Origin of the sequence: Bradyrhizobium sp. 157 (assembly GCF_023073815.1) — a bacterium.
Classification (GTDB): domain Bacteria; phylum Pseudomonadota; class Alphaproteobacteria; order Rhizobiales; family Xanthobacteraceae; genus Bradyrhizobium.
Genome location: NZ_JADPKF010000052.1, coordinates 1 through 12835 on the forward strand (window position 1 = coordinate 1; position 12835 = coordinate 12835).

At 62.0% G+C, this 12835-nt stretch carries 13 protein-coding genes; 7 read left to right on the plus strand and 6 right to left on the minus strand.

Going from position 1 to position 12835, the window contains the following annotated elements:
* Positions 1-193 precede the first annotated feature (193 nt).
* Entirely contained in the window at positions 194-1177 is a 984-nt protein-coding gene (locus tag IVA95_RS11685) for an ATP-binding protein (protein ID WP_247510611.1), read from the minus strand.
* 194 nt (positions 1178-1371) lie between these two features.
* On the opposite strand from IVA95_RS11685, the gene yajC reads away from it, so the two are divergent.
* The 5 genes from yajC (at position 1372) to IVA95_RS11710 (ending at position 5722) form a co-directional block, all read left to right on the plus strand.
* On the plus strand, positions 1372-1734 hold the full coding sequence (yajC, locus tag IVA95_RS11690; protein WP_028345926.1) for a preprotein translocase subunit YajC: 363 nt from the start codon (positions 1372-1374) through the stop codon (positions 1732-1734).
* 54 nt (positions 1735-1788) lie between these two features.
* Complete coding sequence (gene secD, locus IVA95_RS11695) at positions 1789-3387, plus strand: protein translocase subunit SecD (protein ID WP_247510612.1); 1599 nt, start codon at positions 1789-1791, stop codon at positions 3385-3387.
* Positions 3388-3397: 10 nt separating this feature from the next.
* The gene (gene secF, locus IVA95_RS11700; protein ID WP_247510613.1) at positions 3398-4399 is read left to right on the plus strand and encodes a protein translocase subunit SecF; all 1002 of its coding nucleotides are present in this window, start codon (positions 3398-3400) and stop codon (positions 4397-4399) included.
* 67 nt (positions 4400-4466) lie between these two features.
* Positions 4467-4862: an Mth938-like domain-containing protein gene (locus IVA95_RS11705; protein WP_247510614.1), complete on the plus strand. Its 396-nt coding sequence runs from the start codon at positions 4467-4469 to the stop codon at positions 4860-4862.
* Positions 4859-5722, plus strand: a complete 864-nt coding sequence (locus IVA95_RS11710) for a phytoene/squalene synthase family protein (protein ID WP_247510615.1) — start codon at positions 4859-4861, stop codon at positions 5720-5722. Before IVA95_RS11705 ends, IVA95_RS11710 begins: the two co-directional genes overlap by 4 nt.
* 105 nt (positions 5723-5827) lie before the next feature.
* Here IVA95_RS11710 and IVA95_RS11715 read toward each other — a convergent pair whose 3' ends face one another.
* The 5 genes from IVA95_RS11715 to IVA95_RS11735 all read right to left on the minus strand — a co-directional run bounded on the left by IVA95_RS11715 (position 5828) and on the right by IVA95_RS11735 (position 11106).
* Entirely contained in the window at positions 5828-6925 is a 1098-nt protein-coding gene (locus IVA95_RS11715; RefSeq protein WP_247510616.1) for a serine/threonine protein kinase, read from the minus strand.
* A 4-nt stretch (positions 6926-6929) separates the two neighbouring features.
* Positions 6930-8363, minus strand: coding sequence for a methylenetetrahydrofolate--tRNA-(uracil(54)-C(5))-methyltransferase (FADH(2)-oxidizing) TrmFO (gene trmFO / locus IVA95_RS11720; RefSeq protein ID WP_247510621.1), 1434 nt, complete (start codon positions 8361-8363; stop codon positions 6930-6932).
* Positions 8364-8556: 193 nt separating this feature from the next.
* Positions 8557-8709, minus strand: a complete 153-nt coding sequence (locus IVA95_RS11725) for a DUF1127 domain-containing protein (protein WP_074278622.1) — start codon at positions 8707-8709, stop codon at positions 8557-8559.
* 462 nt (positions 8710-9171) lie between these two features.
* Positions 9172-9984, minus strand: coding sequence for a lytic murein transglycosylase (locus IVA95_RS11730; protein ID WP_247510617.1), 813 nt, complete (start codon positions 9982-9984; stop codon positions 9172-9174).
* A gap of 210 nt (positions 9985-10194) precedes the next feature.
* The gene (locus IVA95_RS11735; RefSeq protein ID WP_247510618.1) at positions 10195-11106 is read right to left on the minus strand and encodes a DUF2189 domain-containing protein; all 912 of its coding nucleotides are present in this window, start codon (positions 11104-11106) and stop codon (positions 10195-10197) included.
* Between the two features lie 295 nt (positions 11107-11401).
* Between IVA95_RS11735 and IVA95_RS11740 the strand changes: the two genes are divergently transcribed.
* Both IVA95_RS11740 and IVA95_RS11745 read left to right on the plus strand, forming a co-directional pair.
* Positions 11402-11779 (plus strand): DUF3597 domain-containing protein, encoded by a 378-nt coding sequence (locus IVA95_RS11740; protein WP_247510619.1) that lies wholly within the window; start codon positions 11402-11404, stop codon positions 11777-11779.
* A 156-nt stretch (positions 11780-11935) separates the two neighbouring features.
* Positions 11936-12727 (plus strand): fumarylacetoacetate hydrolase family protein, encoded by a 792-nt coding sequence (locus IVA95_RS11745; protein WP_247510620.1) that lies wholly within the window; start codon positions 11936-11938, stop codon positions 12725-12727.
* Positions 12728-12835: the final 108 nt, after the last annotated feature.

A 12835-nucleotide genomic window follows, 5' to 3' on the forward strand; every position in this document is an offset into this window, starting at 1 on the left:
GACGGCCTCAGTGCCGATCCCGTACAGAAGCAAGTGCCCGGCAGGTGGACAGCGCAAAAAGGGATTGACTAACTAAGGCCCGTTACAGAAGCCCGGATGGAGCGAAGCGAAATCCGGGGGCGGCTCTCGCCAGTGGCCAGACGGATCCCGGATTGCGCTTCGCTCCATCCGGGCTACAGCCTCTCCTGAACGGTCACTTCCCCGCCAGCCTCACACCTAACCGTCCCGCCAACTCCTGCGTGAACTGCCAGGCGACGCGCCCCGAGCGGGAGCCGCGGGTGGTCGACCATTCCAGCGCCTCGCGCTCGAGCTCTTCGTCGGCAATCTTGATGCCGAAATGGCCGCAATAGCCGCGGACCATCGCCAGATATTCATCCTGGCTGCAGCGGTGAAAGCCGAGCCACAGACCAAACCGGTCCGATAGCGACACCTTCTCCTCGACGGCTTCGCCCGGATTGATCGCGGTCGAGCGTTCGTTCTCGATCATCTCGCGCGCCAGGAGATGCCGCCGGTTTGAGGTCGCGTAGAGGATCACGTTGTCGGGGCGCCCTTCGATCCCGCCTTCCAGCACCGCTTTCAGCGACTTGTAGGAGGCGTCATTGCCGTCGAAGGAGAGGTCGTCGCAGAACACGATGAAGCGGAAATCGGAGCTGCGTAGGAGATCCATCAGGCCGGGCAGGCTTTCGATATCCTCGCGATGAATCTCGATCAGTTTGAGCCGGTCGGCCGGCTTGCGGTCAACGTTGATGCTCGCATGAGTGGCCTTCACCAGCGACGACTTGCCCATGCCGCGCGCGCCCCACAACAGTGCATTGTTGGCGGGCAGGCCGTCGGCAAAGCGCTCGGTATTTTCGATCAGGATGTCGCGCATCCGGTCGATGCCCTTGAGCAGGCCGAGGTCGACGCGGCTGACGCGCGGTACCGGCGAAAGGCGCCCGTCCGGATGCCAGACGAAGGCGTCCGCGGAGCCGAACGAGTCGGGGCTTGCCGCCGCCGGCGAGGCCGCGGAAAGGTGGACCGCGATGGCTTCCAGCGCGGTTGCGATCCGCTCGGCGGTGGCCCCATTAAGCGCGTTTGCCGGACGTTTTGTCGCGGTTTTCGGTTGCCCGCGCGAGACGGCTTTAGAGGTGGCGCGGGGCGCTGTTTGAGCCGCAGTTTTCTTGGCTTTTTTCGACATTTCCCGAGTTCCTGACGGCGCAGCCTTAACGGGCCTTGGAAGCTCTCGCAAGCGGCCTAAATGAGGGGGCGGCCAACGTTGCAATTGGGCCCGCCGCCGCTATAGTCCGCGCGAATTTGCCCGGACCGGCGATTTGCCCAAGGCGCTAAGCCCAGGCATGGCCGGTTCTTTCCCGTCTCACGAGGATTGTTCGAATGCTGATTACCCCTGCGTACGCCCAGGCTGCAGCCGGCGGCGATGCGAACAGCATGTTGATGTCGCTGCTGCCGTTCGCACTGATCTTCGTGATCATGTACTTCCTGATTCTGCGACCGCAGCAGAAGAAGATCAAGGATCACCAGGAACTGGTCAAAAATATCCGCCGCGGCGACACCGTCGTCACCTCGGGCGGCCTGGTCGGCAAGGTGACCAAGGTGGTGGACGACGACCAGATCGAGTTCGAAATTTCGGACGGCGTCCGCGTGCGCCAGATGAGGCAGATGATTTCGGGCGTTCGGGCCAAGGGCGAGCCAGCCAAGGAAAAGAGTGAGGCCAAGGACGAGACGTCCGCGAGCTGAGTTTTCGGCGCCGCTTGCCGCGGCGCATTTTCCTGGATCTGACGGGTCTACTCGATGTTGTATTTCTCGCGGTGGAAGGCGCTGGCGATCATTCTGACCGCGTTTATCGTCTGCCTGTTCGCGGTTCCGAACTTCTTTTCCCAGGAGCGGGTGAAGACCTGGCCGGTGTGGGCGCAGCGCCACATCGTGCTCGGCCTCGATTTGCAGGGCGGATCGTATCTGCTGCTCGAAGTCGATTCCAACTACGTGAAGAAGCAGAGACTCGATCAGGTCCGTGACGACGCTCGGCGGGTGCTGCGCGACGCCAAGATAAACTACACCGGTCTTAACGTTCGCAATGATGCCGTCGAGATCCGCATCACGAAGGACACTGACCTGCCTACGGCGCTGTCGAAGTTGCGCGAGTTGTCGCAACCGCTCGGGGGGCTGCTCGGATCCAGCGGCCAGCGCAGCCTCGACGTGACCGATGCCGGGGGCGGGCTGCTGCGGCTTACGGTGCCACAGGCCGCGATCACCGACCTTCTCCGCCGGACCATCGAGCAATCGATTCAGATCGTGGAACGGCGCGTCAACGAGCTCGGCACAGTCGAGCCGCTTATCCAGCGTCAGGGCACCGACCGAATTCTGGTGCAAGTACCCGGCCTGCAGGACCCGACGCGCCTGAAAGAACTGCTGGGCAAGACCGCCAAGATGGAATTCCGCATGGTCGATACGACCGTGTCGCCAGACCAGGCGCAGGGTCGCGTGCCTCCGGAATCAGAAGTGCTGATGAGTGCGTCGTCGCCAAAAACCCCTTACGTCATCAAGCGACAGGTGCTGGTGTCGGGCGGTGATCTCACCGACGCGCAGCCCGGATTTGACCAGCGCACCAATGAGCCGATCGTCAGCTTCCGCTTCAACACGTCAGGTGCACGCAAATTCGCCCAAGCGACCACGGAAAATGTCGGCTTGCCGTTTGCGATCGTGCTCGACAATGAAGTGATCTCAGCGCCCGTGATTCGCGAGCCGATCACCGGTGGCTCCGGTCAGATTTCCGGCAGCTTCACCGTGCAGGCCGCCAACGATCTGGCGGTTCTGTTGCGTGCAGGCGCGTTGCCAGCGCCGCTCACCGTCGTTGAAGAGCGCACCGTCGGTCCCGGCCTCGGGCAGGACTCGATCGAGAAGGGCAAGCTCGCAGCCTATGTGGGCTCGATCATGGTCATCGCATTCATGTTGCTGACCTACCGCCTGTTCGGCGTGTTCGCCAACATCGCTGTCGCCATCAACGTTGCGATGATCTTCGGCATCCTGTCGCTGCTCAACGCCACGCTGACGCTGCCCGGCATTGCCGGTGTCGTGTTGACAGTTGGTATTGCGGTCGACTCCAACGTTCTGATTTATGAGCGCATCCGCGAGGAATTGCGCGGCGGGCGCAACGCGATTTCGGCGATCGACGCGGGATTCCGGCGCGCATTGGCGACAATTCTGGACTCCAACATCACTACTTTCATCGCCGCTGCGGTGCTGTTCTACATCGGCACCGGCCCGGTTCGCGGCTTCGCCGTCACGCTCGGCATCGGCATTATCACCACGGTCTTTACAGCGTTTACGCTCACCAGCCTGATCGTTGCCGGCTGGGTATGGTGGAAGCGGCCGAAGACCGTGCCGATCTAGGAACCCCACCGTGACTCAATACGTTCTCATTGCGCTGGGCGTTCTGGTCGTCATACTGACCATCGTCGCCATCTTCGATCTGTTGCCACCGCTGCGCATCGTTCCTGACGATACGCATTTCGATTTCACGCGCTTTCGCCGCATCAGCTTTCCCATTTCGGCCGCACTTTCGATTTTTGCGATCGTGCTGTTCTTCACCCACGGGCTGAATTTCGGCATCGACTTCAGGGGCGGTACGCTGCTGGAGGTGCAGTCCAAGTCCGGTCCCGCCGACATCGCCGCGATGCGGGCCAAGCTCAGCACACTCGGCCTCGGCGAAGTCCAGCTTCAGCAGTTCGGTGAAGCGGATAACGTCCTGATCCGCGTTGCCGAACAGCCCGGTGGCGACAAGGCGCAGCAGGAGGCGGTGACCAAGGTCCGCGGCGCGCTCGGCGACAGCGTCGAATACCGCCGCGTCGAAGTGGTGGGACCGCGCGTTTCAGGCGAATTGCTGGCTTACGGCATGCTCGGCCTGATGCTCGCGATCGTCGGCATCCTGATCTATCTCTGGTTCCGGTTCGAGTGGCAGTTCGCGCTCGGCGCCATGATCGCCAACGTCCACGACATCGTGCTGACGATCGGCTTCATGTCGATCTCGCAGGTCGATTTCGACCTCACGAGTATCGCGGCGCTATTGACGATTCTCGGTTACTCCCTGAACGACACCGTCGTGATCTACGATCGCATCCGGGAAATGCTGCGCCGTTACAAGAAAATGCCGATGCCGCAACTGCTGAACGAATCCATCAATTCGACGCTGTCGCGCTCGATCATCACCCACGTCACGGTGACGCTGGCGTTGCTGGCGCTGCTAGTGTTCGGCGGTCACGCGATCCACAGCTTTACGGCCGTCATGGTGTTCGGCGCGCTGCTGGTTGGCACCTACACTTCGATCTTCATCGCTGCGCCGATCCTGATCTATCTCGGCGTTGGCGAGCACCGCGACGCAACGGATAAGCCTGCGAAGAAATAGCGCATAGTCCGAAAAGCATGCCCTCGGGGTGGACCCCGAGGGTGGGAACAGGTTTTCGGAAAAGATCATGCCCAATCAAACAAGCTCATCCTCGGACGCTCCGCATCTTCCGAGATCGGCGCCGATCGAAGCTTACGGCAAGGGCGGCTTCGCCTTCGCCGACATGTCGCATCGTGGCTCCCTGTTGTGCCTGCCGGATGCAATCTGGGCCTGGCCGGTGACCAAGCCTGCCGAGATCGACGAATACTCTCTGGCGCGCGTGTTCAAGGCCGCCAATGCCATCGACACGCTGATCGTCGGCACCGGCACCGAAGTCTGGCTGCCCCCGCGCGCCCTTCGCGAGGCGCTGCGCGCCGTGCGTGTGGTGCTCGATGCGATGCAGACGGGGCCGGCGATCCGCACCTACAACGTCATGCTGGGTGAGCGGCGGCGCGTCGCGGCGGCATTGATCGCGGTGCCATGAGCGAGGCCGCGACGTCGAACGATACCGCCTCGTTCTGCGCTGATCTGGTGCGCGCGCACGACTTTGTCCGCTATGCCTCGACACTATTCCTGCCTCAGGTCCAGCGCCGCGCACTGCTGTCGATCTATGCCTTCAACGTCGAGATTTTGCGTGTGCGCGAACAGGTCAGCCAGCCGTTGCCGGGTGAAATCCGGCTGCAATGGTGGACCGACATGCTGGAAGGTGCCGGCTATGGCGGCGTCGAGGGCAATCCGGTTGCAGCCGAACTCCTGCAGACGATCGGGGAATTCCGCCTGCCGATCGAGCCGCTGTCGCGGCTGATCGAAGAGCATCAGTTCGACCTCTACAACGATCCGATGCCGTCGATGGCGGCGCTCGAAGGCTACGTCACCGACACCGCCTCGGCGCTGTTCTCGCTGGCTGCGCGGATTGCGGCACAGCCGTCGGCGGCGGTCGACCATCTCGCGCGCCATGCGGGTCTCGCCCAGGGCATGGCGCAGGTGATCGCGGCACTGCCGCTCGATGCCGCGCGGCGTCAGCTTTTCGTTCCGCTGCAATTGCTGCAGCAACATGGCAGCGGAATGGAGCAGGTCTTTTTAGGCAAACAGACGCCGCAGGCGCGTGCCGCGATCGATCAGTTGATCGGAGAGGGGCAAAAGCATCTCCGTACGGCCTTCGAGTTGCTCCCTCACGTGCCGCCGCAAGTGCGGCCGGTATTCCTTCCGCTGGCGGTGGTTCGTCGCGATCTGGAGCGGATGTCACGGGCTGACGTCGATCCGTTCGTGCCGCAGGCGACGTCGCGGTTGCGGACCTTGTGGACGTTGTGGCGGGCGTCGCGCTCGCGGGAGTTTGGCGGGTAGCGGCCAAGATCGTCATTGCGAGCGAAGCGAAGCAATCCATCTCACAGCACAAAGGAAGCGTGGATTGCTTCGTCGCTGCGCTCCTCGCAATGACGCGGAAGGCGCTTACCTCCAATTCAACTCGCTACTTTCGAAATTGAACCGGTCGCGGAGATTCTTGCGGCTCTCCAAAATATCCTTCAGGAATACGCGGTCGGTATCGCTCGTGATCAGCGGCTCGATCAGGTCGAGCTGGTTCATCGCGACGAGCTGCAAAATCTCCGTGCGCGGCTTGCCGGCGGCATCGCGCGGCAAGGCATGCACCACCTGGATATGCTCCGGCGGTTTGACGCCTTTGGCCGAGGAAAGCTCGCTACGCAACTGCTTTTCCAGCGCGATGCTATCGGCCTCGACGAAGGCATAGAGCCCGACACCGGTACGGCGGTCGGCGAACGCGACAATGGCGGTATCGCGCACTTCTGGATTTTTCCTGATCAGCGCGCTCAGCACCGGCGCATCGTTGACCAGGCGGCGGCCGCCGCCTTCGCGATCGGTGAAATTGAACAGACCGCGGGTGATGGCCTGATAGACCTTCTTGCCGGTCTTGAGCCAGATACTGGCGACGAAGGATTTGCGCGCCAGAATCTTGCGCTCCATCGGCGTCAGAGCCGCCGGCGCATAGCTGCGCTTGTGTTTGAGGAGATGGCGCAGATCCTCGTAGGCCGCGATCCGGAACAGCCGGCTGCGGGACTTGAAGCACGCCGCGAGTTGGAAATCGGTGAGGTAGGCGCGGCCGTTGCGGCCCACCAGCCAGTTCTGCTCCTTGGCGAGATCGTTGTGGCAGATGCCGGCGCGGTGCAGCTTGCGGAGAGCGAGCTTGGCGGAGCGGAAATAGGCGATGTCGCCATGGGGTTTTGCCAGGTGCAGCGCGACGCCGTCGATGAAGCCGCGCACCAGCGCTCGCCGTCCGGCCCATAGCAGTCTCGGGCCGACATCGAGATCACGCGCCAGCGCCAGCGCGCGGTGCTCGCGGATGAATAGATGGCGGGCGAGCGGATATGACCAGACCGGCACCTGATCGAGCCGGCGCAGCACGGCATCGATCTCACCGGAATCGTCGCGAAAGCGGCCGCGTTCGACAGTCGAGAACACGTCGCGCTTCAAAAGCACGCCTTCAATCCATCGTGCCGACAGAATGGCGGCGTCGTCTTTCGGCAAACCCATGAGATTACGCCGCCGCCGCTACGCGCAGATGATCGGCGATCCAGCGATCGAGATCGGACAAGGCGCGTGCGCTGAGCGCCTGCTTCTTGGCGACCGTCTTCTCGTTGCCACGCAACCGTGTGCCATCGGCCTTCTTGGTCGGCGCGCTGGCAAGCGGCGGGAATAGGCCGAAATTGATGTTCATCGGCTGGAACGAGCGTGTTCCGGCCTCGATCGTTTCGATGTGGCCGCCGGTGATATGCCCGAGCAGCGAGCCCAACGCCGTGGTCGCAGGCGGCGATTCGAGCGACTGTCCTCGCGCATTTGCCGCGGCATAGAGACCTGCGATCAGGCCGATGCTGGCGGATTCTACATAGCCCTCGCAGCCGGTCATCTGGCCGGCAAAGCGCAGCCGCGGCTGCGCGCGTAGGCGCAACTGGCCATCCAGCAGCTTTGGCGAGTTCAGGAAGGTGTTGCGATGCAGGCCGCCGAGCCGCGCGAATTCGGCGTTCTCGAGGCCCGGAATGGTACGAAACACGCGCTGCTGCGCGCCGTAGTTCAGCTTGGTCTGGAAGCCGACCATGTTGTAGAGCGTGCCGAGCTTATTGTCCTGTCGCAACTGCACGATGGCGTAAGGCTTGACCGTCGGATTGTGCGGATTGGTGAGCCCCACCGGCTTCATCGGCCCATGCCGCAGCGTCTCGTGGCCGCGTTCGGCCATTACCTCGACCGGCAGGCAGCCATCGAAATAAGGCGTATTGGTCTCCCAGTCCTTGAAATCTACCTTCTCGCCGGCCAGCAATGCCGCAACGAAGGCGTCGTATTGCTCCTTCGTCATCGGGCAGTTGATGTAGTCGGCGCCGGTGCCGCCGGGCCCGACCTTGTCGTAGCGCGACTGAAACCACGCCACCGACATGTCGATTGAATCCTTGTGCACGATCGGCGCGATCGCATCGAAAAACGCCAACGCGTTCTCGTCCGTCAGTCCGCGAATGGCCTCGGCCAGCGGCGCCGAGGTGAGGGGGCCGGTCGCGACGATCACATTGCCCCATTCGGCCGGCGGCAGACCGGCGATTTCGCTGCGGTCGATCTCGATCAGGGGATGATTATGGAGGGCCTTGGTGACGGCCGCGGAAAACCCGTCGCGGTCGACCGCCAGCGCCCCACCCGCGGGCACTTGGTTGGCGTCCGCGGAGCGCATGATCAGCGAGCCCAGCCGGCGCATCTCGGCATGCAGCAGCCCGACAGCGTTATTGGCGGCATCGTCCGAGCGGAACGAGTTGGAGCAGACGAGCTCGGCCAGACCCTCGGTCCGGTGCGCCTCGGTCATTCGCGAGGGGCGCATCTCGTGCAGGACGACGCGAACGCCCGCATTGGCGATCTGCCAGGCCGCTTCCGAGCCGGCAAGGCCGCCGCCAATCACATGGACGATGTCAGTTTGGGGAGTAGAGGAAATCATGGGCGCAGGGTTAGCGCGTTTTCGCGCCAAGCGCACCTATCATAGCGGTTTCAAGCGAAAGCCTGCCCCGGACTTGATCCGGGGTGGATACCGGTTCGCGTGAAGAAGAAGAAAACGCGTCAAGATCAAAGCCCACACGACAACGCCCGCAGCGGGGGCGGGCGTTATCCGTTCATCAGGCGGCTGACAGAGATCAGCCGTTATAGTTTCCGGCGGCAACGCGCGGAATGTCCGAACGATCAAGGCCGATATCGGCCAGTTCCCGATCGCTGAGCTGGGACAGTTCGCTGACATTGCGCTGATAATCCCGGAATGCCTGGATCATGCGGATGAGCGAGAGCAACATGGTAGTCTCCTTGCAGTTACGATTCAGCCCTTGGAGGATGGCTTCATCGTTGAAATGAATATAGCTTGTATTTTTGCAGTGCAGAAGTTCCGATGTTGCGATGCAGCTAATCATAAAACGCATAACGCCAATAACAGCCGCTTAACCTTTCGACATGGGAGCGGGTTAGCCGGCAGAAGTGCGTGATGGCGTGCGTCGAACGAATTGAATAATGCCGTAGATTTGCGGCTTCTCGTAATCGCCAGATAACCCTTAGCTGGTGAGCAACGACGCCGGGAAATTAGCCCGAAGACCCTCAAGACGGACAAGACATGCCGAAACTGGACGTTTTTGTAATTTTCTTATGCAGGAATCGCATGCCGTTGACGAAATGAAGTGAATATGTATTCATCATTATGACGATAGCGCAGCGCGGCTGCCGCAAAGCGGTTTGCAGCGGCGACCCAACCCTTTGAGCTCGTGTTAAGGCGCGCGCGAAAGCTGCGTCGCGAAATGGGCGATGGTCTTGGCGTAGACCTCGCTCTTGTTCCACTCCTTGATCGCAGCGAAATTGGCGCCGCCGGGCTCCCAGTCCTTGCCACGCTGCCAGCCGTGGTTGGCGAGGAAGTTGGCGGTCGAGGCCAGCACGTCGGGCGGGCTGCGCAGGAGGTCGCGGCGGCCGTTGCCGTCGAAGTCGACCGCGAACTTGACGTAGGACGACGGCATGAACTGGGTCTGACCGATTTCGCCGGCCCAGGCGCCGCGCATGTCCTGCGGCGCGATATCGCCGCGCTCGACGATGCGTAGTGCGTCCATCAGCTCGGCCTTGAACATGTCGGCGCGGCGGCAATCATAGGCCAGCGTCGCCAGCGAGCGCAGGGTTGAAAATTTTCCGATGTTGACGCCGAAATCGGTTTCCAGGCCCCAGATCGCCACCAGCACTTCGCCGGGCACGCCATACGCCTGTTCGATGCGCCCGAGCACCGAGCCGTATTGCTTGAGCATGTTGGAGCCACGCGTCAGCCGGGGCGGGACCATGCGGCCGGAGAATTCCTCAAAACTCTGGCTGAAGACCTTTTGCGATTGGTCGCGGGCCAGCACGCTCTTGTCGAACGTGACGCCGGTCAAGCCGGCCTGGATGGCGGACGCCGATATTCCCTTGGAGGCCGCTTCCTTCTTGAAGTCTTCCAGCCATGCTTCGAATGGGCCCGTGCCGCAGGGCGCCGCGAGCGCGGCCGCAGAGGTCAGTAACAGCGCGCCCAAGGTCAGGGCGCGCAGGGAAAGGCGAGAGATCATCGTGCCGTTCGCTCCACGATCGATGCGTCTTCGGGGTTAGCGTCGACGCCACGCCGAATGTTCGAAGCAAGGTCGGCCAAAACAAGGCTTATGTAGGTGCCTGCAATGCCATTTCGTTGAATGTGCTCAATTCATCGTTAGCAAGAGGTGAGCAGCCAAACCGCCGGTCGGATTCGACCGGCGGTCTGGTTAATCCGGTTCCGTGCAGGCCTATACGTTGTCCCTGCGCCGCCAGGGGAACAGATTGGCCGGGAAATCAGCTGCAGGCTTCCGTTCGCGGTGCGCACGTGGCGGAAGCGGCTGCGGATTGAGTTCCGGCTCTATCGTCTCCCGATAGAGATGCCAGGTAGCGTGCCCGAGCAGCGGGATGATGACTGCAAGGCCGAGGAAGAACGGCAGCGTTCCCGCGACCAGCAGCACCGCGACGATCAAACCCCAAGCCGCCATCGGCGCCGGGTTGCGCGCGACCGCGCGCAGCGACGTCACCATCGCATCGCCAACGCCGGCATGACGGTCCAGCATCAGCGGGAACGAGACCACGCTGATGCAGAGCGCGACAAGCGCGAATAGGAATCCGACGCCGCAGCCAACCACGATCAGCCACCAGCCTTGTGGCGTCGTCAGCACGCGCGTCGCGAAATCGGAAAAGCCAGTCGCTCCGGCATAGCCGAACGCAGCGATGTAGATCGCCTGTGCGGTCGCCACCCAGGTCACGAAAAGCGCCAACAGCAGCACGCCGAGTCCGAGCATCGCACCGAATGACGGCGAACGCAGCACTTCGAGCGCATCCCAGGCGGTTGCCGGTTCGCCGCGTTCACGACGGCGGCTCATCTCGTAGAGGCCGAGCGCCGCGAAAGGGCCGATCAGGGCGAAGCCTGCGGCCAGCGGAAATAACAGCGGTATGACAGAATAGCCGAGAACGGCGCGTGCCAGCACCAGTCCGAGAACGGGATAGATCACACACAGGACGATGGCATGGCTTGGCACCGCCTTGAAATCTTCCCAGCCGCGCCGCAACGCGCGACCAAGTTCGGCGAAGCCGATGGTTCGGATGACTGGCGCGGCAGCGGTGTCCGGTGCGCGCTGCGCCATTGATGTGACATTGCCGTGAAATGTGGCCATGGTCGTCGTCTCCCTCGCGGTCGCATTGTGCGCCAATCGAAAGACGCAAATGCGCCGTTTCATAAAACGATCACGATCAGGCCAGACGCGAAGACAGAGGTTGGAACTAGCCACGTCGCGAACTGTCCCGACAACGTACTCCCAAACAGCAACAAACCCACTCACGCTTAGGTGAATGTTTCATTGGCAAGCTCCGCCTGGGTGGTTAGACTTGCAAGCGATCCCGGCGTGGTGCTGCCGGTCAAAACAGTGCCTCCAAAGACTCACCCCATCCTCAACTCATTGGGAGCGAACGATGAGCATTTTCGGAAAAATCATGAGCGCGATATTCGGCAGCAAGGCGGACGCCGCGCCGGCTGGCGGCGGTGCGGCTGCGGGAGGCGGATCATCCAGTGCGGCCGCGGCACCTGCGGCGACCGTCGATGTCGCGCCGATCCTCGATCAGGCGGTGAAGGCCAAGGGTGAGAAGCTGGAGTGGCGCACCTCGATCGTCGATCTGATGAAGGCGCTCGACATCGATTCCAGCTTCGCCGCGCGTAAGGATCTTGCGAAAGAACTCGGCTATACCGGCGACAGCAACGATTCCGCCAGCATGAACATCTGGCTGCACAAGCAGGTCATGGCCAAGTTGGCCGCCAATGGCGGCAAGCTGCCGCCGGACATCAAGCACTGACGCTTCGCTCGGCCCCGACATGCGAAGGCCCGCGGCGGCGGGCCTTCTTTTTTGGTGTGATTGCAAAGCAGCGAACACGCAAACGGTATCTACTTCGCGGAGAAAACGCTGTAGATGCAGGCGGACAAGAAGACTCGTAAAACAAGGAGGATGCCAATGAGCAATGTTGATCGCCGGACCATTCTGGCCACCGGCGCGCTGGTGCTGGCGGGTACAGCGGCGCAAAATGGCACGGCCGCAGCGCAGGCCGGCCCGAGATCGATCTTTCCGGTTGGCACGACGACCATACCCATTGTCGGCGAGACCGATGTTTTTCCGGTGCGGCGGATCTATTGCATCGGGCGCAACTATGCCGCGCATGCCCGCGAAATGGGCTCGGATCCTGATCGCGAGCCGCCGTTCTTCTTTCAAAAGCCGACAGATGCGATCCAGAATGTCGCCATCGGCACGGTCGCCGATCATCCCTATCCGTCACTGACCAAGAACTATCACTATGAGGTCGAGCTGGTGGCGGCGCTGAAGTCGGGCGGCACCAAGATCCCCGTGGAGCAAGCGCTCGATCATGTCTACGGCTATGCGTTAGGCCTCGACATGACGCGGCGCGATCTGCAGCGAGCGATGGGCGACGAGAAGAAGCCATGGGAAATCGGCAAGAGCTTTGACCGTTCCGCGGTGCTCGGGCCGATTCATCCAGCCACGAAGACCGGCCATTTTACCAAGGGCGCGATCTCGCTGGCGGTGAATGGCACCGTCAAGCAAAACTCCGATCTGCGGAATATGATCTGGAACGTGGCGGAGCAAATCGCCAAGCTTTCGGAAGCTTTCGAACTCAAGGCGGGTGACATCATCTATTCGGGCACGCCGGAAAACGTCGGTCCCGTCGTGAAGGGCGACGTTATCCTGTGCAAGCTCGAGGGCCTGCCGGATATGTCGATCCGGATTACGTAAGGTTTATCATTCCGTAGATGGGGTAACGGGCCGGCCGATCGAGCCGCACGCTCGCTACGGCGCGATTTGAGAGCGCGCTCGCGTGCGGCTTTGCTGGGAGGCGGTCGT

Excerpts from the sequence above, each read along its gene's own strand:
- IVA95_RS11730 (WP_247510617.1), bottom strand. The coding sequence starts at position 9,984 with ATGATCTCTCGCCTTTCCCTGCGCGCCCTGACCTTGGGCGCGCTGTTA.
- IVA95_RS11685 (WP_247510611.1), bottom strand. The coding sequence starts at position 1,177 with ATGTCGAAAAAAGCCAAGAAAACTGCGGCTCAAACAGCGCCCCGCGCC.
- IVA95_RS11715 (WP_247510616.1), bottom strand. The coding sequence starts at position 6,925 with ATGGGTTTGCCGAAAGACGACGCCGCCATTCTGTCGGCACGATGGATT.
- IVA95_RS11740 (WP_247510619.1), top strand. The coding sequence starts at position 11,402 with ATGAGCATTTTCGGAAAAATCATGAGCGCGATATTCGGCAGCAAGGCG.
- yajC (WP_028345926.1), top strand. The coding sequence starts at position 1,372 with ATGCTGATTACCCCTGCGTACGCCCAGGCTGCAGCCGGCGGCGATGCG.
- IVA95_RS11735 (WP_247510618.1), bottom strand. The coding sequence starts at position 11,106 with ATGGCCACATTTCACGGCAATGTCACATCAATGGCGCAGCGCGCACCG.
- IVA95_RS11745 (WP_247510620.1), top strand. The coding sequence starts at position 11,936 with ATGAGCAATGTTGATCGCCGGACCATTCTGGCCACCGGCGCGCTGGTG.
- IVA95_RS11705 (WP_247510614.1), top strand. The coding sequence starts at position 4,467 with ATGCCCAATCAAACAAGCTCATCCTCGGACGCTCCGCATCTTCCGAGA.
- IVA95_RS11725 (WP_074278622.1), bottom strand. The coding sequence starts at position 8,709 with ATGTTGCTCTCGCTCATCCGCATGATCCAGGCATTCCGGGATTATCAG.
- IVA95_RS11710 (WP_247510615.1), top strand. The coding sequence starts at position 4,859 with ATGAGCGAGGCCGCGACGTCGAACGATACCGCCTCGTTCTGCGCTGAT.
- secD (WP_247510612.1), top strand. The coding sequence starts at position 1,789 with ATGTTGTATTTCTCGCGGTGGAAGGCGCTGGCGATCATTCTGACCGCG.
- trmFO (WP_247510621.1), bottom strand. The coding sequence starts at position 8,363 with ATGATTTCCTCTACTCCCCAAACTGACATCGTCCATGTGATTGGCGGC.